The organism is Corynebacterium uterequi, assembly GCF_001021065.1.
Lineage (GTDB): Bacteria > Actinomycetota > Actinomycetes > Mycobacteriales > Mycobacteriaceae > Corynebacterium > Corynebacterium uterequi.
The window spans coordinates 837852-859141 of sequence record NZ_CP011546.1 but is presented as its reverse complement, the minus strand read 5'-3'; the positions used below and the strand labels follow the sequence as shown (position 1 = coordinate 859141).

At 66.4% G+C, this 21290-nt stretch carries 22 protein-coding genes; 7 read left to right on the top strand and 15 right to left on the bottom strand.

Annotation, left to right across the window (positions count from 1 at the left end; genetic code table 11):
• Positions 1–121 precede the first annotated feature (121 nt).
• Positions 122–1339, bottom strand: coding sequence for a glucose-1-phosphate adenylyltransferase (gene glgC / locus CUTER_RS04055; RefSeq protein WP_047259335.1), 1218 nt, complete (start codon positions 1337–1339; stop codon positions 122–124).
• 148 nt (positions 1340–1487) lie between these two features.
• Here glgC and glgA point away from each other — a divergent pair, with 148 nt between their 5' ends.
• Positions 1488–2666, top strand: a complete 1179-nt coding sequence (gene glgA / locus CUTER_RS04050) for a glycogen synthase (protein ID WP_047259334.1) — start codon at positions 1488–1490, stop codon at positions 2664–2666.
• Positions 2667–2699: 33 nt separating this feature from the next.
• A complete protein-coding gene (locus CUTER_RS04045) occupies positions 2700–4118 on the top strand; it encodes a glycoside hydrolase family 32 protein (protein WP_047259333.1) in 1419 nt (472 codons plus the stop codon).
• Positions 4119–4122: 4 nt separating this feature from the next.
• Here CUTER_RS04045 and CUTER_RS04040 read toward each other — a convergent pair whose 3' ends face one another.
• The 5 genes from CUTER_RS04040 to dapE are packed head-to-tail and all read right to left on the bottom strand — an operon-like array spanning position 4123 to position 7444.
• Positions 4123–4983, bottom strand: a complete 861-nt coding sequence (locus tag CUTER_RS04040; RefSeq protein WP_047259332.1) for a methyltransferase domain-containing protein — start codon at positions 4981–4983, stop codon at positions 4123–4125.
• A 28-nt stretch (positions 4984–5011) separates the two neighbouring features.
• Entirely contained in the window at positions 5012–5182 is a 171-nt protein-coding gene (locus tag CUTER_RS11260; RefSeq protein WP_082121258.1) for a DUF3117 domain-containing protein, read from the bottom strand.
• A gap of 53 nt (positions 5183–5235) precedes the next feature.
• Positions 5236–5523: a DivIVA domain-containing protein gene (locus CUTER_RS04035; RefSeq protein WP_047259331.1), complete on the bottom strand. Its 288-nt coding sequence runs from the start codon at positions 5521–5523 to the stop codon at positions 5236–5238.
• An 11-nt stretch (positions 5524–5534) separates the two neighbouring features.
• Positions 5535–6314: an LOG family protein gene (locus CUTER_RS04030; RefSeq protein ID WP_047259330.1), complete on the bottom strand. Its 780-nt coding sequence runs from the start codon at positions 6312–6314 to the stop codon at positions 5535–5537.
• 44 nt (positions 6315–6358) lie between these two features.
• Positions 6359–7444 carry a succinyl-diaminopimelate desuccinylase gene (dapE, locus tag CUTER_RS04025; protein WP_047259329.1) on the bottom strand — a complete coding sequence of 362 codons (1086 nt, stop codon included), beginning with the start codon at positions 7442–7444 and terminating at the stop codon, positions 6359–6361.
• Between the two features lie 83 nt (positions 7445–7527).
• On the opposite strand from dapE, the gene CUTER_RS04020 reads away from it, so the two are divergent.
• The 3 genes from CUTER_RS04020 to dapD all read left to right on the top strand — a co-directional run bounded on the left by CUTER_RS04020 (position 7528) and on the right by dapD (position 11009).
• Complete coding sequence (locus CUTER_RS04020; protein WP_047259328.1) at positions 7528–8451, top strand: DapH/DapD/GlmU-related protein; 924 nt, start codon at positions 7528–7530, stop codon at positions 8449–8451.
• 80 nt (positions 8452–8531) lie between these two features.
• Entirely contained in the window at positions 8532–9944 is a 1413-nt protein-coding gene (locus tag CUTER_RS04015; RefSeq protein WP_047259327.1) for an amino acid permease, read from the top strand.
• Between the two features lie 93 nt (positions 9945–10037).
• Positions 10038–11009 (top strand): 2,3,4,5-tetrahydropyridine-2,6-dicarboxylate N-succinyltransferase, encoded by a 972-nt coding sequence (gene dapD, locus CUTER_RS04010; RefSeq protein WP_047259326.1) that lies wholly within the window; start codon positions 10038–10040, stop codon positions 11007–11009.
• A gap of 81 nt (positions 11010–11090) precedes the next feature.
• Here dapD and CUTER_RS04005 read toward each other — a convergent pair whose 3' ends face one another.
• The 8 genes from CUTER_RS04005 to typA all read right to left on the bottom strand — a co-directional run bounded on the left by CUTER_RS04005 (position 11091) and on the right by typA (position 19251).
• On the bottom strand, positions 11091–11615 hold the full coding sequence (locus CUTER_RS04005) for a GtrA family protein (RefSeq protein WP_082121396.1): 525 nt from the start codon (positions 11613–11615) through the stop codon (positions 11091–11093).
• A gap of 116 nt (positions 11616–11731) precedes the next feature.
• Complete coding sequence (locus CUTER_RS04000; RefSeq protein ID WP_082121257.1) at positions 11732–12595, bottom strand: pseudouridine synthase; 864 nt, start codon at positions 12593–12595, stop codon at positions 11732–11734.
• Positions 12596–13723 (bottom strand): succinyldiaminopimelate transaminase, encoded by a 1128-nt coding sequence (gene dapC / locus CUTER_RS03995; protein WP_047259325.1) that lies wholly within the window; start codon positions 13721–13723, stop codon positions 12596–12598.
• 69 nt (positions 13724–13792) lie between these two features.
• Positions 13793–14116 (bottom strand): ferredoxin, encoded by a 324-nt coding sequence (fdxA, locus tag CUTER_RS03990; RefSeq protein WP_047259324.1) that lies wholly within the window; start codon positions 14114–14116, stop codon positions 13793–13795.
• Between the two features lie 93 nt (positions 14117–14209).
• Positions 14210–14614 (bottom strand): hypothetical protein, encoded by a 405-nt coding sequence (locus tag CUTER_RS03985; protein ID WP_052844026.1) that lies wholly within the window; start codon positions 14612–14614, stop codon positions 14210–14212.
• On the bottom strand, positions 14614–15495 hold the full coding sequence (gene mshB / locus CUTER_RS03980) for an N-acetyl-1-D-myo-inositol-2-amino-2-deoxy-alpha-D-glucopyranoside deacetylase (RefSeq protein ID WP_047259323.1): 882 nt from the start codon (positions 15493–15495) through the stop codon (positions 14614–14616). The genes CUTER_RS03985 and mshB overlap by 1 nt, the downstream gene beginning before the upstream one ends.
• Entirely contained in the window at positions 15492–17312 is a 1821-nt protein-coding gene (locus CUTER_RS11035) for an ABC transporter family substrate-binding protein (protein ID WP_052844025.1), read from the bottom strand. Before CUTER_RS11035 ends, mshB begins: the two co-directional genes overlap by 4 nt.
• A 10-nt stretch (positions 17313–17322) precedes the next feature.
• Positions 17323–19251, bottom strand: a complete 1929-nt coding sequence (typA, locus tag CUTER_RS03970; RefSeq protein ID WP_047259322.1) for a translational GTPase TypA — start codon at positions 19249–19251, stop codon at positions 17323–17325.
• Between the two features lie 220 nt (positions 19252–19471).
• Here typA and CUTER_RS03965 point away from each other — a divergent pair, with 220 nt between their 5' ends.
• Positions 19472–20236, top strand: a complete 765-nt coding sequence (locus CUTER_RS03965; RefSeq protein WP_047259321.1) for an Rv1157c family protein — start codon at positions 19472–19474, stop codon at positions 20234–20236.
• Between the two features lie 9 nt (positions 20237–20245).
• On the top strand, positions 20246–20821 hold the full coding sequence (locus CUTER_RS03960; RefSeq protein ID WP_047259320.1) for a DUF402 domain-containing protein: 576 nt from the start codon (positions 20246–20248) through the stop codon (positions 20819–20821).
• Here CUTER_RS03960 and CUTER_RS03955 read toward each other — a convergent pair.
• On the bottom strand, positions 20740–21288 hold the full coding sequence (locus tag CUTER_RS03955) for a nucleoside/nucleotide kinase family protein (protein WP_047259319.1): 549 nt from the start codon (positions 21286–21288) through the stop codon (positions 20740–20742). The genes CUTER_RS03960 and CUTER_RS03955 overlap by 82 nt on opposite strands.
• Between the last annotated feature and the right edge of the window lie 2 nt (positions 21289–21290).

Genomic DNA, 21290 nt, shown 5'->3' with positions numbered 1-21290 from the left:
TGCCGGCTCGATGCCGGCCTGGCGCAGGCCCAGCGCAGGCTCAGACGCGTCGACTCGCGCACGACAACGGCCCCCGTCCCCGCTGTGGGAGACCGGGGGCCGTTAAGCCGCTCGGTTGTGCCTAGACTTCCTTGTTCTTCCCGACGACGACAACGCCGCCCGCGGAGACCTTGAAGCGCTGCGCATCGCGCTCGGCATCCACACCGACGTATTCGCCGTCGCGAACCACGACGTTCTTGTCGAGGATCGCGTGGCGAACCACGGCGCCCTTACCAACTCGCACGCCCGGCAGAAGCACGGAACCCTCGACCGTCGCACCCTCGTCGATGTAAACGTCGTTCGCCAGCACGGAGTTACGCACCGTACCACCGGACACGATGGAGCCCGGGGCCACCATCGAGGAGGCAGCGATGCCGCCCTGGACGAACTTGGCCGGAGGCAGGTTCGCGTCGTTGTTGCTGTGGATCGGCCAGTTCTGGTTGTACAGGTTGAACACCGGCAGCACCGAGATGAGGTCCATGTGGGCCTCATAGTAGGAGTCGATGGTACCAACGTCGCGCCAGTAACCGCGGTCACGCTCGGTGGCGCCCGGAACCAGGTTGGCGGAGAAGTCGTAGACATGGGCGTCGTCCTTCGAGACGAAGAACGGAATGATGTTGCCACCCATGTCGTGCTCGGACTCTTCGTCCTGCTCGTCCTTGAGGAGGGCATCCACCAGCGCGTCGGCCGTGAAGATGTAATTGCCCATGGACGCGTAGGTCATGTTCGGGTCGTCGGGGGTACCCGGGGGATCCGCCGGCTTCTCCAGGAATTCGGTGATGGAGCCGTCGTCAGTTGCCTGAATGCAACCGAACGCGGTGGCTTCCTCACGCGGGACGCGAATGCCCGCAACGGTGCAGGACTTGCCGGAAGCGATGTGGTCCGCCAGCATCTGCGAGGGGTCCATCCGGTAGACGTGGTCGGCGCCGAACACGATGACGTAGTCGGGCTGCTCGTCGTAGATGAGGTTGAGGGACTGGACGATGGCGTCGGCAGAGCCGTTGTACCAGCGCTTACCGCGACGCTGCTGGGCCGGGACGGACGCAACATAGCCGTTGGTCGGACCGGAGAAGGTCCAGGCCTGCGAGATGTGGCGGTCGAGCGAGTGAGACTTGTACTGCGTCAGCACGGCGATCTTGTTAAAACCACCGTTGACCAGGTTGGACAGGACAAAATCGATGAGACGGTAGCTGCCACCGAACGGCACAGCGGGCTTGGCGCGATCCTCGGTCAAGGGGAACAGGCGCTTACCCTCGCCGCCGGCGAGAACTAAGGCAAGGACATTCGGCTGATTCTTCACATCTACCAACCTATTCCGGAATGAACTCGTTTGCAGCAATTTTCGGCTAATGGGTTAGCGGGCAGCTGGTTTACCTCACCCGGTTACCCCCGGAGTTGTATCTCAAGCAGCCTGCGCAGCGAGCAAAAGCAGATTACGCTCTACAACTATGAGAGTCGGAATTATGACACGAGAGTATCCGCCGGAGGTCTACGGCGGCGCAGGCGTCCACGTTACGGAGCTGACCCGGTTCATGCGCAACATCGACGGCGTTGACGTCGATGTTCACTGCATGGGCGCACCTCGCGATGAGGCTGATACCTACGTCCACGGCGTCGACCCGGCTTTGGCCGACGCCAACGGTGCCATCAAGACCCTGTCCACCGGCCTGCGGATGGCCCACGCCGCCGCCGGCCTCGATGTTGCTCACTCACACACCTGGTACGCCGGGCTGGGCGGCCACCTCGCAGCGAAGCTGCACGGCATCCCGCACATCGCCACCGCTCACTCCCTGGAACCGCACCGTCCCTGGAAGCGCGAGCAGCTCGGTGGCGGCTATGACGTCTCCTCCTGGTCGGAGAAGAACGCGATGGAGTACGCGGACGCTGTCATCGCCGTGTCGGCGGGCATGAAGGACGCTATCCTCGACGCCTACCCGCGCATCGACGCCGATAAGATCCACATCGTCCTCAACGGCATCGACACTGAGCTGTGGACTCCGCAGCCGACGTTCGGAGACAACCCGAACTCCTATCTCACCGGGCTGGGCGTGGACCCGGATCGCCCGATCGCTGCCTTCGTTGGCCGCATCACTCGGCAGAAGGGCGTGGAGCACCTCGTTAAGGCCGCTCGGAGCTTCGACAAGGATATTCAGCTCGTGCTGTGCGCGGGCGCGCCGGACACCCCGGAGATCGGTGCCCGCACCGCCGCGCTGGTCGATGAGTTGAAGACCACCCGCGACGGTGTGTTCTGGGTCCAGGATCACCTCAAGGGTGAGCAGATCAAGGAGATCTACACGGCTGCCGACGTCTTCGTCTGCCCGTCGATCTACGAGCCGCTGGGCATCGTCAACCTGGAAGCCATGGCGTGCTCCACCGCGGTCGTCGCCTCCGACGTCGGCGGTATCCCGGAGGTTGTCGTCGACGGTGAGACCGGCACGCTGGTCCACTACGACGAGGCCGATGTCGCTACCTTCGAGGCCAACCTTGCCGAGGCCGTGAACGCTATGGTGGCGGATCGTCAGCGGGCGGCTGCCTTTGGTCAGGCGGGCCGTACCCGCGCCGTCGAGAAGTTCTCCTGGGAGACCATCGCCCAGCAGACGGTCGACGTTTACCGTTCGCTGCTCTAACCTGGCCCTTATCCCCGACCGAAAGCGCGAAATATGCCCGTTCAGCACCGCCCAGAACTCCACGTCACCGCCGAGACCGGAATCCTCAACGCCCCCGCGGGCGTCATTAAGGACGACGACACGTGGCACGTGTTCTACCAGTTCCAGCCCTCCGTGGGGGCTGGCTCCCGGTGGGGCCACGTGTATTCGGACGATGGCCCGTTCAGTTGGGCGGTCTGCGACGACGCGCTCGCGCCTGCCGGCGGGGAGATCGGCCTGCGGGCCGGCTCTGTGCTCGCCCACCACGGCGGCGTGGATCTCTATTTCACGTCCGTGACAGCGGCGGGCAGCTCGGTGCAGCTCGCGCACCTCGCTGACCTCGACCAGAGCATCGAGGTCAGCGACGATGGATCCGCGGTAGACCCCCACGTTCAACGCTTCGGCACCGTCGTGGGGGACTCTGCCGGACTCAGAGACTTCCGCTCCCCCTGCGTCGTGCGCGGGTGGGAGTCCAACCACGACCGCGACGCCGGCCACGAGGGCTGGCTCATGCTCGCGGTCACCGGGGAGGAAGATAACCCCACACCGGTGATCCTGTCCTCCGCAGATTCCCGCGACTGGACCTTGGTCGGCGCCTTGACCTTTGCCGGCGACCACGGTCTACACTCGACCACTCACCTGGTAGCTCCGCGCATCCTGCGGCTCCGGGACGAAGTCGATGACGAAATCTATGACGTCTTGCTCATCACGGTGGAAGGCGACGACGAAGAAATGTCCGGCTACCTCGTGGGTACCCTCGACGGGTCCACGTTCACCGTGATCACCGGCTTCACACCCATCGATGGGGGCTATGACTTCGTTCGTCCCCGCAACACGTACTACACGCCACAGACACCGGACGTGGCAGACCCCTACGCCACGGGCGTCATCTTCGGGTTGCTCAACCATGACGGCCGAGCCGATTCGCCCGAGAAGCATCTGTCATTGCGCCAGAGCAACTGGGCCAACGTCTTGTCCCTTCCCCGCGTGCTTACTCTGCAGGGAGGACGCATCTTCCAGACCCCTTACCCGGGCATCCTCGACGCGGTGTCTGCTTCGCAGCGGGCACGCGCCTGGGTGGGGCTCATGGCCATTCCCGAGGGAGGCTGCGTCAGCGTCGACATCCTCGACGCCGACGGTGCGGTGGCCGCGCGAGTGACCCACTCGGGTGCGGAGATCGCCGTAGACCGGTCCATGAATCCCTATCACTCGGACCGCGGAGCTGTCTCCATGGCCGTGTGTGAGGATGACACCCACTCCATGTCCATCTTCGTTGACCATTCCACCGTGGAAGTGTTCACCGACGGCGGAGAGGCCGCGCTGGCCTCCCGGGTGTACATCAAGGGTTCCGGAGTGCCGGCACTATCAGTTCGGGCCACCGGCGGGGCCAGCATCGAGCAGTCCTACAACTACCGGCCGCTAAACCTCGACTAAGGCTTTAGCAGCGGCACAGCCGGGTGAGGTTCGCCCGAGCCGTGACCGTCATCTCCTCCGGGAGTTGCGCCACTCGCTCGGCGAGGTCCACCACGTGACGCGCCGAGGGGCTCATGCCCACCTGAGCGGCGATCGCGGCCCGGTCGAGGTCCATGGCAAATTCGATGGCCTGCGGGGCGTCGACGAGCTGAAGCAGACCCGAGGCCTGATCAATCATGCGTTCTAGCTTGTTGTCCTCTACCTTGAGAATGCCCAGCGGCTCCCGCAGTTCGTCGAGGTGGCCCGGCGCGGGCGTGAGGACCACAACCTGGCCTTTCTCGGTGAGCAGGCGGGCGAATTCGTGGGGATTGCGCGGGGCGAACACCACGGAGATGAGGTCCATCGAGTGATCCTGTAGCGGGATGCCCTGCCACACGTCCGCCACGACGGACCCGATGCGAGGATGCGCCTTGGCCAGGTGTTTCGCCGCTGCCGTCGACAGATCAAGCCCGACACCCCGGGCGTGCCCCAGGGTGTCGAGGGTATGTGACAGGTAGTATCCGGTGCCGGCACCGACTTCGAGGACCGTGGCGGTCGCGTCATCGGCGATCCCCGCTTCTTCAATCGCATCGAGTGCAGCCGAGGACACCGCCTCCACGAAGGGGGCGAAATGCCCAGCGGCGAGGAAGGTCTCGCGGGCGGACACCATCTCGGCGGAGTCCCCCTGGTGTTTCGAACCGGCGCCGCTGAGCAGCGTGACGTAGCCTTGGCGGGCGACGTCGTAGCTGTGGCCGGTTTCGGAGGTGAGGCGCGTTCCCTCGTCGACGAGCGTGAGACGCGATCCGTCGGCGGGGTCAGCGAGCACATCGATGATGTCTGAAAGCATGTGCCCAGCCTAACGCAGTGCCGGCGAGCTACGCCCCCGCGGCCTCGATGAGCAGCTGTCCCAGCTCAGCGGCCTCCTCGCTGTTCATCTCGATAACGAGACGACCGCCGCCGTCGGCGGGGATGCGAACCACGATCTTGCGGTTTTCTTCGACTGCCTCCATCGGGCCACTGCCGGTGCGCGGCTTCATTGCTGCCATGGTGGACTAGCTCCTTCTTAAGAGGGAAAAATTATAACCTAGCCCCGCCCATATTAGTCTTTTTTTGACGCGCTTTCCCCGCCTTGCGCCTGGCGCAGGCGCTCGGTGAGTTCGGCGATCACGGCATCGACCTGCTCCGGGCGGTAACCCCGGAAGCTGAGTTCGAAACGGATGCGCTCGGGCTGCTTCGCGTCGATCGCCGCCACGTTGGCGGCCTGGAGGGTGTCCGGGTCGTCGATCGGGGGCAGCATCTCCCCGCGGCCAAAGATGAGTCCGAAGACGTAGGTCCCGATCACGGTCAGGCAAGCTAGGACGACAAAAAGCACGATCCACGACAGCACGACGGGCTCTCCTAGTCTTTGAGCCGGCCGTCAGTCATGTGCTCGTGGCTGGCGACGATGAAGTCCACGGCTTCTTCAACGGAGTCGGTCACCAGGAAGAGGTCCGTGTCCCCGGCGCCGATGAGCCCGCGGGCGGCAAGCTGGTCTTTCATCCAGTCCACGAGCCCGCCGAAGAACTCGCTTCCGAGGAGCACGATGGGGAAATTCGTCACCTTCCCCGTTTGCACCATGCACAGCACCTCGAAGAGCTCGTCCATGGTGCCGAACCCGCCCGGAAGTGTCACGAAGGCCTGGGAGTACTTAAGGAACATGGTTTTCCGGGCAAAGAAGTACCGGAAGTTAATCCCCAGATCCACCCACTCGTTGAGGTGCTGCTCGTGGGGCAGTTCGATACCCAGGCCGACGGACAGGCCGCCGGCTTCGGAGCAGCCCCGGTTTGCCGCCTCCATCAGCCCGGGGCCACCGCCTGTAAGAACCGCGTAGCCGGCTGCGTGGAGTGCCGCACCGAGCTGGCGGCCGAGGGCGTATTCCGGCGTTTTTTCACCCAACCGGGCCGAGCCGAACACGGTGACGGCCTTGGGGAGGTCGGACAGGGCGTCGAAGCCGGAGACGAACTCGCTCTGGATGCGCAGGATCCGCCACGGGTCGGCGTGTTGCCAATCATGGTCCGAGCCCAATTCCAGTAGCCGCTGGTCATAGGTGGACCCTTGTGCTTGCCCCTCTGATCGTACGAGTACGGGTCCGCGAAGCAGACGCTGCTTCTCTGAGTCCAGGAAGTGAGTGGGGGCCATGGGGTACTTTCTTCTCGGGGCGGGTCAGGGGTGCCACAGCGGCATTAAGCCTCGGTGAGATAGCCACGCAACGCGCGGAACACGTCGTCGATGTCGGACACCGGACACTGCTCATCAATCTTATGGGCATAGCCGGGGTCTCCGGGGCCATAGTTCACCGCGGGAATCCCCAGGGTAGAAAACCGAGCGACATCCGTCCATCCGAACTTTGCTCGGAATCGACCGCCGGTCGCGGCCACGAGTCCGGCGGCCGCGGGCTGGCTCAGGCCGGGCAAGGCCCCTGGCACCGCATCGTCGATCTCTACGCTGATGAGTTCGTCGTCGATGGCCAGCACCTCGTTGAGGTGGCTGAGTGCCTCGTCGACGCTGCGATCCGGAGCAAAACGGAAGTTGATGGTGGCGGTGGCTTCGTCGGGGATGGTGTTGTTGGCAACACCGGCCCCAAGGCGTACGACGTTGAGCCCCTCGCGGTACTCACAGCCGTCGATGGTTACCCGGCGCGGCTGGTAGGCGGCCACCCGGGCCACCACAGCGCTTAGGCGGTGAACCGCATTGTCACCCAGCCACGCGCGGGCCGAGTGCGCGCGCGTGCCCCGGGCGGTGACGATGGCACGAATGGAGCCTTGACAGCCCGCCTCGATGACGGCGCCGGAGGGCTCACCCAGCAGGGCGACGTCGCCGGCGAGCCATTCCGGAGCCTCGCGCTCGATGAACCCTAACCCGTTGTACTCGGACGCGACCTCTTCCCCCTCGTAGCAGATGAGGGTGAGGTCTCTGCGAAGCTCCGGGGAGTTGGCCAGGGTGGCGAAGGCGTGGAGATAAACGGCGAGTCCGCTTTTCATGTCCACGGCGCCGCAACCGTGCAAGGTGTCTCCCGCCAGCCGATGCGGGACGTTTCCGGCGATGGGCACAGTGTCAATGTGGCCGGCCAGGATGACCCTGGTCGGCAATCCACGGTGGGTGCGCGCCATGAGGGTATTGCCGATCCGACGGATGTCGACGCCGTCGATGGCCTGCAGGGATGCCTCGATGGCGTCGGCAATAACGCGCTCGTGGTGGGAGGGGCTTTCGATGTCGATGAGGGCGGCGGTGAGGTCGATGGGATCCGCCGTGAGGTCGAGGGCGCTCATGGCTGACCACGCTACACGCCGAAGAAATCCAACACGGGCTATGGAAACCTGCGAAAGCGGCAAGACGCCCTATGATAAGAGAAATGACACGCATCGGAGCTCAGGCGATCGGCATCGCCAATATTGCCATCGACGGCACAATCCTCGACACGTGGTATCCCTCCCCCGAACTCGTCCACTCCGACGACCTGGTTTCCGGGACCACCCGGCTCGGCGCGGCGGACATCCCGCCGAGCTACCTCAAGTTGGTCACCATGGATTCCGATCGCATGGTCGAGCAGGTGGCGGTGCGCACCACCATCTCCGATATCAACGCCTCCCCGGTCGACGCCCACGACGTTTACCTGCGGCTGCACCTGCTCTCGCACCGCCTGCTCAAGCCGTTGGAGATCAACCTCGACGGCGCGTTGAAGCTGCTGTCCACCGTCGTGTGGACCAACAAGGGACCATGCCTGCCGGATAACTTTGAATATTTGCGCACGAACCTCCGCTCCCGCGGGCTGATTCACGTCTACGGCATCGAGAAGCTGCCCCGCATGGTGGATTACGTCGTGCCCTCTGGGGTGAGCATCTCGGAGGCCGAGCGGGTGCGCCTCGGCGCCTACCTCAGCCCCGGAACTCGGGTGCTGCGGGAGGGCTACGTGTCCTATAACGCGGGCACCACCGGCGCCGCCCGGATTGAGGGACGCTTGACCTCCGGGGTTGTCGTGGGTGAGAACACCGACATCGGCCTCTCGGCGGTTGTGGTCAGCAATAGGCGCGGCAATGGTCTTCGGGATCCGCTGCGCGTGGGTAAGAGCTGCACCTTCGGCATCGGCGCGGGACTGTCGGGTATTTCGATGGGCGATGAGTGCACCATCGGCCCCGGCATCGTCATTGACCGCGACAGCGAGCTCTTCGACGTCGCCCTCAATGTCACTATCACCGGCGCCCGGCTCAGCGGCGAATCCCGCTGGACTGTCGCCAACGAAGCCGGCTACGACGTGCCCACGGTTCGCTGGCACTAGCCCCGGCAAAGCACCCCACCCTTAAGTTTTCCGACCCCACATCCCGAGGGCAGAGCGGAAACAGGTTACAGTTTCGGTCTATGAACACACCGACCTCGTCGTCTGTAGCCGCCAGCGACGCAGCTAATACCACCCTGGGCCGCGGCCTCAAGGCCCGGCACCTGACCATGATGGGCCTGGGCTCAGCGATTGGCGCTGGCCTTTTCCTGGGAACCGGCGTGGGCATTCAGGCCGCCGGCCCCGCGGTCCTCGTGGCCTACGTCATCGCCGGTGTCCTCGTGGTCATGGTCATGGCCATGCTCGGCGAGATGGCCGCTGCTCGTCCGTCGTCGGGCAGCTTCTCCACCTACGCCCGCCAGGCCTTCGGCCACTGGGCGGGCTTCGTCCAGGGCTGGCTGTACTGGTTCATGCTCACCATGGTGATGGGCGCGGAAATGACGGGGGCGGCCGCGATCCTGGGCAATTGGTTCGGGGTGGCACCCTGGATCCCCGCGCTCATCGCGGTGACCTTCTTCGCCGTCGTCAACTTCGCCGCCGTCCGAGGCTTCGGCGAGTTTGAATTCTGGTTCGCCTTCGTCAAGGTGGCCGTGATCATCGCCTTCCTCATCGTCGGCATCGCGTTGTGGCTGGGCCTGCTGCCTGACACGGAATTCGTGGGGCTGCGCAACATCACCGAATCCGGCTTCGCGCCGAACGGTATCCCCGGCATCGCCGCTGGTCTTTTGGCCGTGGCCTTCGCCTTCGGCGGCATCGAGCTGGTCACCATTGCCGCCGCCGAGTCGGAGAACCCGGCCGAGTCCGTGGCCACCGCGGTCCGCTCCGTGATTACCCGGATTTCCCTGTTCTACCTGGGCTCTGTCACCGTCATCATCCTGTTGCTTCCCTACTCCACCATCTCGGGGGCCGAATCTGCCGCCGAGTCCCCCTTCACGCGGGTGCTGTCCATGGCGAACATCCCGGGCGTGGTGACCTTCATGGAGGCCGTCATTGTCCTGGCCCTCCTGTCGGCGTTCAACGCTCAGATCTACGCCACTTCCCGCCTGGTTCACAACCTGGCTGAACAGCGCGATGCCCCGGCCATCTTCCGCACGACGTCGAGCCGCAACGTGCCCATCAACTCGGTTGTCCTGTCGATGGTCTTCGCCTTCATTTCCGTGGGCTTGCAGTATTGGAACCCGGCTGGCCTGTTGGAGTTCCTGCTCAACGCTGTCGGCGGCTGCCTGCTCGTCATCTGGGTGCTCACCACCTTGAGCTTCATTAAGCTGCATCCGCAGCTCAAGGCCTCCGGGGAGATTTCCACCGTCGAGGTGCCGGCCGCCAAGGTGGTGGGCTGGACGACGGTCATCGGTCTCCTGCTGCTCGTCGTGCTCATGGCCTTCGACGCCGCCGCCCGGGCCCAGATCGTGTCGGTGTCGATCGTCGCCCTCGTGCTCGTGGGCCTGTCCTTCCTCACCCGTGGGGCGGCCACCAGGCACGCGGCGTCGACGGCGTAGTCCTGGGCGCTGGCGAGGCCGGGCGGGCTAGACTGTCTAGCCATAACCGTGACCCGATTTCTTTTCTCGTCAAAAAGGAGACAGTCCTTCGCCATGACCACTGCTTACGCGCGCGGCCTCGCCACCGTCACCCACAACGGCACCGTTCTCGACGTCTGGTACCCCTCCCCTGCGTTGAATGCGTCGGTGAGCGAGACCGGAACCGTCCGACTCGACGAGGCTCCGCAGCAGTTCGCTGAGCTCGTCGGCCCCGACGAGGAGCGTGGGGTGGCCCGCATCGCCGTCGAGACCTCTATTGCGGACCTCGACGCCGCCCCGGTCGACACCTACGACGCCTACCTGCGCCTGCACCTGCTCTCCCACCGCCTCGTCCGCCCGCACGGACAAAACCTGGAGGGCATCTTCGGACTGCTCGCCAACGTGGTGTGGACCAACTACGGCCCCTGCGCCGTGGCGGACTTCCAGATGACGCGCGGCCGCCTGGCCTCCCGCGGTCCGGTCATCGTCTACTCCGTGGACAAGTTCCCGCGGATGGTGGACTACGTGGTACCCACCGGCGTGCGCATCGGCGACGCGGACCGGGTGCGCCTCGGCGCCCACCTCGCGGAAGGTACGACGGTCATGCACGAAGGCTTCGTCAACTTCAACGCCGGCACGCTGGGCCACTCCATGGTCGAGGGCCGGATCTCCGCGGGCGTCATCGTGGACGACGGCACCGACGTCGGCGGCGGCGCCTCCATCATGGGCACCCTGTCCGGCGGCGGCAAGGAAACCATTTCGCTGGGCAAGCGCTGCCTGCTCGGCGCCAACTCGGGTGTGGGGATCTCCCTTGGCGACGACTGCGTCGTCGAGGCGGGACTTTACGTCACCGCGGGCACGAAGGTGACCGTGCTGGGCGTGGTCGCTGAGGCCGCCGGTGTTTCCCATGGCGACACCATCAAGGCCGCCGCGCTCTCGGGCGCGTCCGGGGTGCTCTACCGCCGCAATTCCGTCTCCGGCGCGGTGGAGGCCACTCCGTGGAAGGCGGAGGCCGTCACCCTCAACGCGGCACTGCACGCCAACTAGCCCGCAGCACACCCCACTTCGCGCCGCGCCCGACACCGCGCCGCGGCTCGCCGAGCCAGTAACGAGCCATGTTGGGTGAGGCTAGTGGGGGGCGACGTCCTCGACGATGGCCGTCGTGCGCGGGCGCCCGAAAGCCCACAGCTTGTTGATCCCGAAGTTGATGGGCATGGCCACCACGATGGCGATGGCGGACGCCCAGTAGAACATCGTCCGCAAGCCCGTCGAGTCATCGAGAATCTCCGCCGGTAGGGCGATGGGCGAGGTCTGGTTCATGAGGAACGTGGTGACGATCTGGGTCACCACAAGGGACACCAACCCGCTGGTCAAGAAGGGGAAGTAGCCCCGCAACCAACTGCGCTTGGAGATTCCTCGGAAGGTCCAGACTCGGTTGAGTTGGTAGTTCCAGGTGTTGGCCACGAGGAACGCGATGAGGGTGAAGACGTGGTACCAGCGGATGTTCCACTGGGTGCCGAAGAGGTTGACGAAGACGTCGTGCACGCTAATGCCGGCCAGCCAACCGGAGAGCTTCGTGGTCAGGTAGACAACGATGAGGTTGACGATAGTCCCCGAACCGCCGACGAGGCCGAACATGATGAACTGGCGCATGCCGTCCATAAGCCGGGCGCCGGTGGTCTGGCGTACCGCAGTACTGGCAGCGCTGCCGGTGCCGGTTGACGTGGCGTGGCTGGCCGGGGTGGCCTGCTGCGAATCGTGGTGAGTCATCAACGAACTTTCTCTTCGATTAACCCGTTCAGCTTATCGGGCAAATGCCGTTCGCTGATAAATTTTCGGTCCTGCCCTGTGATCGGGTCGCGGAAGGCCAGCGTGGTGGCTAGCAGGTGCAGGGGCGTGGAGAAATCCCACAGGTCGCGGCCTCGGTTGACCGGGTAGGTGTCATCACCGGCGATGGGCATCCCCAGCTCCGCACACACCACCCGCAGCTGATGGGTATACCCCGTCATTGGGCGCAGTTCGACGACACTGTCGCCGAGTCCTCGCCACAGTGTCCGGGTCTCAGTACCCTCACCCACCTGGACTTGCCTGGCACCTCGGGGTTTGTTCATCCGCAGCCGCACCTCCTGCCAGTCGGTAGCGCCCACGTCCGCGTCGACGCGCGCTAGGTAGGTTTTGTGTACCTCCCGGCGGGCGAATAGCTGTTGGTAGGCACCGCGGGAGGCGGGGTCGAGGGAGCAGAGCACCAGACCGGCAGTGAGCCGGTCAAGCCGGTGGCAGACCACCGCGTCGTCGCCGAACTCCTGGCACAGCCGGGTCTGGACCGTCTCTCGTTGGATGCGGCCATTGCCGGTGGTGGGCAGAAAATGCGGCTTATCCACCACAACCAGCTGTTCGTCGCGGTAGCGGACCTGGTAGTGAAAGGGGATTGCCGGCTCCGGCGGTGTCGGCGGAAAAGTCCAGGCCGGTATGGGCCTCGGCAGTGCGGTGCCGGGGGTCAACTCAGTGCCTGGGGCAAAGGGAGAATCGCCGGCGCGGGCAGCCCAGAATCGCCCAGCCGGGACCTCACCGGAGAGGACGACCTTGCGGGCGGGGATGCCGTCGCGGGCGGGCGGACGCCCGGTGGGATTCACCTAGGACGCCGAAGTGTCGGCCACTGCGGACAGGCGCTCGACGGCGGCGGCGATGCGCTCGTCGGTTCCCGTGAGAGCCATGCGGATGTGCTGGTGGCCGGCGGGGCCATAAAAGTCGCCGGGCGCTACGAGGATTCCCAGCTCGGCAAGCCAGTCGACCGTGGCGCGGCAATCCTCGCCACGGGTTGCCCACAGGTAGAGCCCAGCCTCGGAGCCGTCGACGCGGAAGCCGGCCCGGAGCAACGCCGGCAGCAATGCTGCGCGGCGGCGGGCGTAGCGCAGCCGTTGCAGCTGTTCCTGGTCGTCGTCGTTGAGGGCGGCCCTAAAGGCGTGCTGGATGGGCCCGGGAACCATGAGACCGGCGTGCTTGCGCACCTCGAGCAGCTCGGCGATGAGGGCGTCGTCGCCGGCGATAAACCCGGCGCGGTAGCCGGCGAGGTTCGACGACTTCGAGAGCGAGTGCAGGGCCAGCAGGTTCGTGGTGTCGCCGTCGGTCACCGCGTCGTCGAGCAGGGAGACCGGCGGGTGTTCGTCCTCCCAACCGAGGCCGATGTAGCACTCGTCGGCGGCGACGATCGCCGACCGGGACCGGGCGGCGGCCACGACAGCGCGCAACTGCTCCACCCCCAGCACCGTTCCGGTTGGGTTGGCCGGCGAGTTGATGAAGACGAGGTCAATGTCGGCGTCGTCCGGCCAGTCTTCGGGGGAATCGGCGCGCACCACCGTGCAGCCGGCGAGCAGGGCGCCGACCTCGTAGGTGGGGTACGCGACCTCGGGGATGACGACCGTGCCCGAGCATCCCAGCAAGGTCGGTAGCCAGGCGATCGCTTCCTTGGTTCCGATCACCGGCAGCACGGAGGATTCGCTGAGGCCGGCCACCCCGTAGCGGCGGTTCAGCCAGGCGACGATGTCCTCGCGCAATTCGGGCAAACCCGCCGTCGTCGGGTAGTTGGACTCCTGCGCCGTGCTGGCGAGCGCGAGTTGGATGGACGGCGCCACCTCGTCGACGGGGCCGCCAACCGAGAGGTTAACGATGCCGTCCGGGTGGGCGGCGGCCGTGGCTTTGGCCTCGGCGAGGGAATCCCAAGGGAAGTCGGGCAGTCGCTGCCCCAGCGGTGTTCGAGCCATAGGCCCCTACCCTACCCCAGGGCCATCGCTGGGCCGTCGGCCCTCGGCGGTCGCTGCTCCGACGCGACGCTAGTCCTGGTTTTGTGGTGGCAGGGCGGCGATCATGGGGTGGTCGAAGTCCTGCGGCCCCAGCTTGGTCGCCCCGCCCGGGGAACCGAGATCGTCGAAGAAGCCGGCGTTAGCCTCGTTGTAGTCCCACCATTCCTCGGGGACGTCGTCCTCGTAGAAGATGGCCTCCGTGGGGCAAGCCGGCTCGCAGGCGCCGCAGTCGACGCACTCGTCGGGGTGGATGTAGAGCATCCGCTTGCCCTCGTAAATGCAGTCGACCGGGCATTCCTCAACGCATCCGCGGTCGAGGACATCGACGCACGGCTGAGCGATCGTGTAAGTCATCGGGTTTTCCAAGCTCCTTGGTGTTTGAAGTCTCGCGGTTGTCTAGTGCGGGTCTTTCTCGCGCCGCCGCAACACGTCTCGGATCATAGTAGGCTATCGGCCGCGTACCAACGGCCTCAGCCCGCCGAGGACGCCCAGCGCCGCGAGCACGGCCAACGGCCACCACGTCGTTAACAACGCTGCCGCCGGCTGCCACGCCACGCCCAGCGCCGCCGCCCACACCACAATGGGTACCAGCGCCACTACCGTCCGCTGCGACCACAGCTTCGCCGTCTTGACCAGCACCGCGTTGAACCACGGCGCGGCCACCAGCGGCCAGGGCAGCGCTATATCCGCGCCCATAATCCGAACCGACGCCGACAGATAGAACGCTTCGATGACGGCGGCGACGGCGGCGAAACCGGCCAGCCAGGCAAGCGCGGCCACCGCCTCGGATCGGCTGAAACTATCTCTCACCACCGACCGGGAGGCGGGGTGCCGGCGAACGCGCCACGCCACTAGCGTTCCAGTCCCTCCAGCAGACATGCCGACGGAGAACTGTAGGCCGGGCCGGAGCCCACCTGATAGTGCTCGCGACACATGAGCGGCTGGGCGATGAGGTTAGACAGAGCAAAGGTGACCAGCCCCGCGGCGGAGTCGGCGTCCGCCGGGTGAGGGTTGGTGTGGGAGCTGCGGCCGTCGGCTAACCACAACTGGGTGGCGTGGGCGCGCATGGCTTCGGCCTTGGCGTAGTAGGCCTGGTCATCGAGGTCCACCGCCACGTCCGAGCCGTCAACGGAAGCGATCTCGTCGTCGGCGCGGCGCCAACCAGCCGGGATCGTCCTCAGCGCGGCCAGCCCCGCGGTCAGCTCGGCGCGCTCGGTCACCGCCCACAGGATCCGGCCGACGGGCACCTGCTCAGCGGCGAGGTGGGAGATGCGGTGCGCCTGGATATGGTCCGGGTGCCCATATCCGCCGTCCGGGCCGTAGGTGATAAGGACGTGCGGGCGGTACTGCGCGAGCACCTCCACCAAGTCCTCGACGGCGCGGTCCGTGTTATTGACGAACGCCCGAGGGTTGGCGTGCGCCGGGGAGCCCGCCATCCCGGAATCTCGGTAGCGACCCGGCGCTCCCAGGTGGATGCCGTGGACGCCGAGGTGCCCCAGGGCCTCACGGAGCTCGCCGATGCGGAACCCGCCGAGCTGGTCGCCGTGATCGGCCACCAACTCTTGGTACGTCTCCCCGATGACCTCACCCTCCTCCCCGAGAGTGCAGGTCACGACGGTGACGTCGGCGCCCCGCTGCGCGAGGGAGGCCAGGGCGCCTCCCGTCCACAAGGATTCGTCATCGGGGTGGGCGTGCACTGCGAGGACTCGGTAGCCTGCGAGGTCGCGGGTCATCGGTGTTCTCCTTTCAGGGTCCACGTCGCGGCGGTGGACAAGTCGGCCGGCTGGGGTTGGTCGCTGGCGGCAGCTTCGCCGCCTAGAGCGGGCACCACGATACCGTCTCCCCGGGCCAGGATCCGGGTTTCGTAGACGATGGGGATGCTCAGGTGCTGCTCGCGGTGAATCTCGTCGGCAAGGGCGTTCGCTCGTTGCGGGCCGTAGGCGCCGCCGAGCATTCTGGCTACCAGGTCCTCGGTCTCCGGGGTGCAGTAGCCGGTGAGGTTCGCCGCCCACGCGCGCGATTCCTCGTCAGGGCAGCTCAGCTGGGAGGCGGCTGCCGCGATGGTGCCGTCGTTGTAGGCCTGGTACACCAACATGTCGAGCTCGCCGTCGGGCAGTTGGTGCGAGGTTGCCCGCGAAAGGTCGGTGACCACGGTGTTTGCGTCGATTCCGTGACGAGCCAGCAGGTCCTTAAGCGTTCGCGCGGCAGCGGAGGCGGTGGCGTCGGCGCCGTCGTAGCCGATGGTCAGGGCCGGCCCCTGCGCCAGCGGAGACGCCGCCGTGCTCGACGACGTGGGGGCGGTGCTCGACATCCACCGGCTGCCGGCGGTGCCCCCGTCGGCGCCCCAGTTGTTCTCGGCACTGAGCTGGGTGGGCGCGTCGCCGTCGAAACCGGGAATCTGGGTGGCCGGCGGGTGATCGGGAATCGCCAGGTAGGAGCGCCGGCCGGTTGCCTGCTGGGCCAGCAGTGGAACGTCGACGAGCCGCGTGAAAGCCGCCCGGGCGTCGACGCTGCGGAAGGCCGCAGATTCGGTATTGAGGTCGATGCGCAACTGCCGGGGACCGGTGAGGATCTGCGACTGCATGCCTGGGAGCAGCTGCACCGCGGTGATGGTGGTCTCCTGCGGGATGAGGTCCATCATCGCGGTCTGGCCGCTGCGCAGCAGATCCGCGGCGTGCATCGGCCCGGTCACGGTATGCAGGTGCAGAATCTCGATGTGGGCGGGATCGGCGCCCCAGAACCGGTCATTGCGATGCAAGGTAATGATGCCGCGGGAGCGATCGACGGCGTCAACGAGGTAGCGGCCCCCCGCCGCGGGCAGGGAGTTATAGAACACCGCCGCGAAGTCGGTTGCCTCCGGGGCCGCGAGGTGGCTGGGCAACAGGTGAGAAAAGAGCGACTCCCACTCGATAACCGGGCTAGTGAGGTCCACCTCCACGGCGCGGCCGCCGTTACTCGTTCGGATGGCGCTGATCGCCTCATAGGGGGCGGCGTTGATCACCCCGGGCGCGTGGGTCTTCGCTTTCCACAGGTAGATGAAGTCCGCGCCGGTAATGGGCGTGCCGTCGGACCATTGGGCCTCCGGGTGGATGCGGTAGCGCAGCACTTGCTGAACCGGTGCCGCCGCAGGGCCGTCACCGGTGACTTCCGTCTCCACGTTCGGCTCGGCGGCTTTCTTGGCCTCCGCGGGGGCCATCGACTCTGCGTCAACGAGCAGGTCGTCGTTCATGTCGCCGTCGATGAAGGCGGAGGGCAACGTGAGGTCGGCGATAGCGTCGACGGTGGGGTTCGTGTCCGAGAGCAGGTGCGGGTTCAGCCCGCCGCGCAACCCCTCCACGCCGACGCTGATCTCGCTGCGGGTGGTAGGTGCGGGCTCCGGGGCGCGGGTTTCCTCCGGCTGCGGCGCCGACGACAGCGTCGGATCCGTCGGGTCAACCAGCGGCGGCGGACCCGGGTTTGCTACGCAGGCGGCAAGCAGTCCCGCGCATAGCACCGACGTCGCAGCGAGCGCGAGCCGGCGGGGCGGGGAAACCAGGTGGGTGTCTAGCACCCCACCTAGGTTACTTGTTGAGGGCCTTCTCCCGGGAGCGAGCACGCCCGCGCTCGGTGGCGTTGAGGATGATCTTGCGCACGCGCATGACGTCCGGGCCGATCTCGACGCACTCGTCGTTGCCGCAGAACTCAACGGCTTCGTCGAGGGAGAGCGTCTTGGCCTTGTTGAGGGTGACCGTCGCGTCGGCGGTGGCCGAGCGCATGTTGGTCAGCTTCTTCTCCTTGGTGATATTGACGTCCATGTCCTCGTCGCGGTTGTTCGCGCCGATGACGGTTCCTTCGTAGACCTCATCGCCCGGTTCCACGAAGAAGGTGCCACGATCCGCCAGCTGGGTCAGCGCGTAGGCGGTGACGGCGCCGCTGCGGTCGGCCACGAGCGAGCCCGACGGGCGGTCCTTGATCTCGCCGGCCCAGGGGCGGTGCTCGATCGAGTAGGAGTTGGCGATACCCGCGCCGGAGGTCTGGGTGAGGAAGGTCGTGCGGAAACCGATGAGGCCACGTGCCGGCACGTCGTACTCCATCCGGATCCAGCCGCCGGCGGCGTTGCTCATCGCCGTCATCTGGCCCTTGCGGGCGGCCATGAGCTGGGTGACGTTGCCCTGGTACTCGGCCGGGGTGTCAATCACCATGTGGTCATAGGGCTCGTAGATCGCCCCGTCGACGGTCTGAGTCACCACCTGCGGCTTGCCGACAGTGAGCTCGAAGCCCTCCCGGCGCATGGTCTCGATGAGGACGGTCAACGCCATCTCGCCGCGGCCCTGAACCTCCCAGGCGTCGGGGCGCTCGGTCGGCAGCACGCGGATGGAGACGTTACCGATGAGCTCCTGGTCCAGGCGCGCCTTAATCATGCGGGCGGTGAGCTTGCTGCCGCCGCCGCGGCCGGCCATGGGCGAGGTATTGACGCCAATGGTCATGGAGATCGCCGGCTCGTCAACGGTGATGCGCGGCAGCGGGTCCACGTGCTCCGGGTCGCAGAGGGTGTCACCGATCATGATCTCGTCAATGCCTGAGATGGCGGCGATGTCGCCGGCGACCACCGGGTTATCGGAGGGGTTGCGCTCCACGCCTTCGGTGATGAGCAGCTCGGCCACCCGGACGTTCTTGACGTGCAGCTCGCCCTCGGCGTCGTAGTGCAACCACGCGACCTGCTGGCCCTTCTTGATCGTGCCCTTGTGCACGCGGATGAGCGCGATGCGGCCCAGGAAGGAGGAGGAGTCCAGGTTCGTAACGTGGGCCTGCAGGGGGGCCTCGATGTCCGCCGACGGCTCCGGCAGCACGTCGTAGATGACGTCGAAGAGGTCCTGCAGGTCAGCGGCGTCGGGGACGTTGGCGTTGCCGGGGTTCTCGGTGGAGGCCTTGCCCTCGCGGCCGGAGGCGTACAGCACCGGAAGCTCCAGCAGCTGCTCGGCCGCCTCGGCGGCCTCCGGGTCCTCCAAGGCGCTAGCGAGCTCCAGCAGCAGGTCCTGGGATTCCTCGACCACTTCGTCGATGCGGGCGTCGGGACGGTCCGTCTTGTTCACGCAGATGATGACCGGCATCTTGGCTTCCAGGGCCTTAGAGAGCACGAATCGGGTCTGCGGGAGCGGTCCCTCGGACGCGTCGACGAGCAGCACCACGCCGTCGACCATGGACAGGCCGCGCTCTACCTCGCCGCCGAAGTCGGCGTGGCCCGGGGTGTCGATGACGTTGATGACCAGGTCAGCGCCGTCCTTACCCTTGCCCTTGCGGCGGATGGACGTGTTCTTCGCCAGGATCGTGATGCCCTTTTCCTTCTCCAGGTCACCGGAGTCCATGACGCGGTCGGTGACGTCACCGTGGTCGCCGAAGGCGCCGGACTGTTCCAGCATGGCGTTGACGAGCGTGGTCTTGCCGTGGTCAACGTGGGCGACGATGGCAACGTTGCGGAACTCAGGGTGAATTGGGGTCACTGGGGTCATGCTCCTCGGCTTGGGGAAAGTGCAGGCGGGTGCTGCGCCGTCGCTACACACTACTCGGTCGGTGGTCTTCGTGCACGCTCACTTCGGTCGTTCTTGGTCTCAGGCGAGACCGGCTTGCCCGCCGCGGCCGCGCCGGGGCTACACTTAACATCAATAAAGACGCAGAAAAAGGTAGGCGAAGACTTCTTCGCACCTGTGAGACGAAGGGCGCTGACGCACCGTGGCACGATCTCCCAAGCACGCTATTCCCACCCGCTCCGGTTCGGGCGTCCGTCCCCGCGCCGTGGCCGCCGCCATCATCGCTGGGGCGGGGATCATCGCCGCCTCTTCGCTCCACGCCGTCGCTGACCAGTCGCTGCTCGGTGACATCGCCCTGGGTTCCTCTGGGCCGATCTTCAGCCAGACCGCCTACCTCGATGAGCTGGGCCGCCCCACTCCCCTCGTGGAGGAGCGGGTCAACCAGCTCGCCGCCCAGCCGTGGCTGCCCGCCGAGATCTCCGAGACGCTGCGCGCCGGCCTGGCCGTCGGCACCGGCGAGGCCGCAACCGGGGAAGGCTCCCCTGAGCTTTTGGACCCGGCCGTGGCTCCGGAGATCGCCCAGTTCGCGTGGCCGACGGTGTCGGGTAAATGCATCGGCGGCACCCAGACGGCGACGGGCACCGCGTTGGCCGTTCCCGGACCGTCGGAGTTGCCCGCCCCCGGTGCTGGCGCGAACCAGACTGCCTTCCTCTTTACCGCCCTGGGTACCGCCCCGGCCGCCGCCGAGCAGGGCGGCATGACGGTGACCTGGCTCAACCTCGACACTCTTGCGTTCGGGGAGACCCCGCTAGGCGAGCACGGCATCAACCCGCAGGGCCCGGCCACTATCTCCGGCGTGGCAGACACCGGCGAGGGCGTGGTGGTGGCGGTGCTCAAGGGGACGGTGGCCACCACCGAGGGGAGCTGCACCTTCCTGCCCACCGCCGGCGTCATCAACGCCCGCTAGGCCCGCAGCGTGGATCTCCACCCCGTCAAGCAGGAAACCTTCGACGTTTCTGCGCTCACCAATGTGGACCCCAAAGGTTTCACGCGGGTGGTTGAGCGCTTTGTAGAGACGGACTGGGGCCTGTATATGGCCCGCGGGGCTGACCACCCGCGCTTCGGCTACCTCGAATCCTGGCTCATCCCGGCCTTGAGCCTGCGCGTGAATATCTTCCACTTCCGGCCCGGCGTTGAGCAGTCCCAGGAGCTCTACATCGACGTCGCCGACGTCACCCGCGACACGCGCGGCGACGCGTCCGTGTGGCGCACGCGGGATCTGTACGTCGACATCGTCACCCACGCCGACGCCGCCGCAGAGGTCCTCGACCTCGACGAATTGGCCGCGGCGTGTGCCGCCGGATACCTCAGCGCCACGGACACCCACCGAGCCATGTCGGCCACCGTCACCGCCATCGCCGGCATTGCCCGGTACGGCGGCGACGCTCTCGCGTGGCTCGCCGAGCAGGGCTACGAACTCTTCTGGGCCGACGCCCCGGCGCTCATGCCGGCTGGCGGCTCAACCTCGCCCTCGTCGCCGGCGGAGACGTAGACGATGTCGTCGGCAGGCACCCGCCCCTCGGCGGCGAAGAAAGCACGCTCCTGCTGCGCCCACTGCTCCCAGTAGTCGCGGTAGTAAGGATCGCGCGTTAAGGCCCGGCGCTTGCGGGTCTGTTCCTCGGCAACTAGCCGCACGGTGCGCACCTCTCCGAGGGCGCGGGCGGCGTCGATGTTGCGTTGGGTCAGCGCGCCGACGCCCTCGATGATGTAGTCCGATGCGGGGTCCAACTCGACCCACTCCCCCGGCCGGTTAGCGTCCCAATCCCAGCGCCGGAAGCCGGGGTGGGTGGGGTGCAAGACGTCATCGGCGACCATCTGCGAGGCCTGCCGTAGCCCCGACCACCCGGGGTAAAAGTCCTCAAGGTGCACGACGGGTATCCCGGTGGCCTCGGAGAGCCGCTGTGCGTACGTGGTTTTGCCGGCGCCGGATCGGCCGTCGACGAGCACGAAGCTGCGCATAC

Coding starts and splice junctions, on each gene's coding strand:
- dapE (WP_047259329.1), bottom strand. CDS start 7,444: ATGAGCGCCCTCGACCTCACGGCGGATCCCATCGACCTCACCGCCGCC.
- dapC (WP_047259325.1), bottom strand. CDS start 13,723: ATGGCTCGAACACCGCTGGGGCAGCGACTGCCCGACTTCCCTTGGGAT.
- CUTER_RS11260 (WP_082121258.1), bottom strand. CDS start 5,182: ATGGCAGCAATGAAGCCGCGCACCGGCAGTGGCCCGATGGAGGCAGTC.
- CUTER_RS04040 (WP_047259332.1), bottom strand. CDS start 4,983: ATGCTTTCAGACATCATCGATGTGCTCGCTGACCCCGCCGACGGATCG.
- glgA (WP_047259334.1), top strand. CDS start 1,488: ATGAGAGTCGGAATTATGACACGAGAGTATCCGCCGGAGGTCTACGGC.
- mshB (WP_047259323.1), bottom strand. CDS start 15,495: ATGACCCGCGACCTCGCAGGCTACCGAGTCCTCGCAGTGCACGCCCAC.
- CUTER_RS03955 (WP_047259319.1), bottom strand. CDS start 21,288: ATGCGCAGCTTCGTGCTCGTCGACGGCCGATCCGGCGCCGGCAAAACC.
- dapD (WP_047259326.1), top strand. CDS start 10,038: ATGACCACTGCTTACGCGCGCGGCCTCGCCACCGTCACCCACAACGGC.
- CUTER_RS04005 (WP_082121396.1), bottom strand. CDS start 11,615: ATGCGCCAGTTCATCATGTTCGGCCTCGTCGGCGGTTCGGGGACTATC.
- fdxA (WP_047259324.1), bottom strand. CDS start 14,116: ATGACTTACACGATCGCTCAGCCGTGCGTCGATGTCCTCGACCGCGGA.
- CUTER_RS04030 (WP_047259330.1), bottom strand. CDS start 6,314: ATGGCCCCCACTCACTTCCTGGACTCAGAGAAGCAGCGTCTGCTTCGC.
- CUTER_RS04020 (WP_047259328.1), top strand. CDS start 7,528: ATGACACGCATCGGAGCTCAGGCGATCGGCATCGCCAATATTGCCATC.
- CUTER_RS04045 (WP_047259333.1), top strand. CDS start 2,700: ATGCCCGTTCAGCACCGCCCAGAACTCCACGTCACCGCCGAGACCGGA.
- CUTER_RS04015 (WP_047259327.1), top strand. CDS start 8,532: ATGAACACACCGACCTCGTCGTCTGTAGCCGCCAGCGACGCAGCTAAT.
- typA (WP_047259322.1), bottom strand. CDS start 19,251: ATGACCCCAGTGACCCCAATTCACCCTGAGTTCCGCAACGTTGCCATC.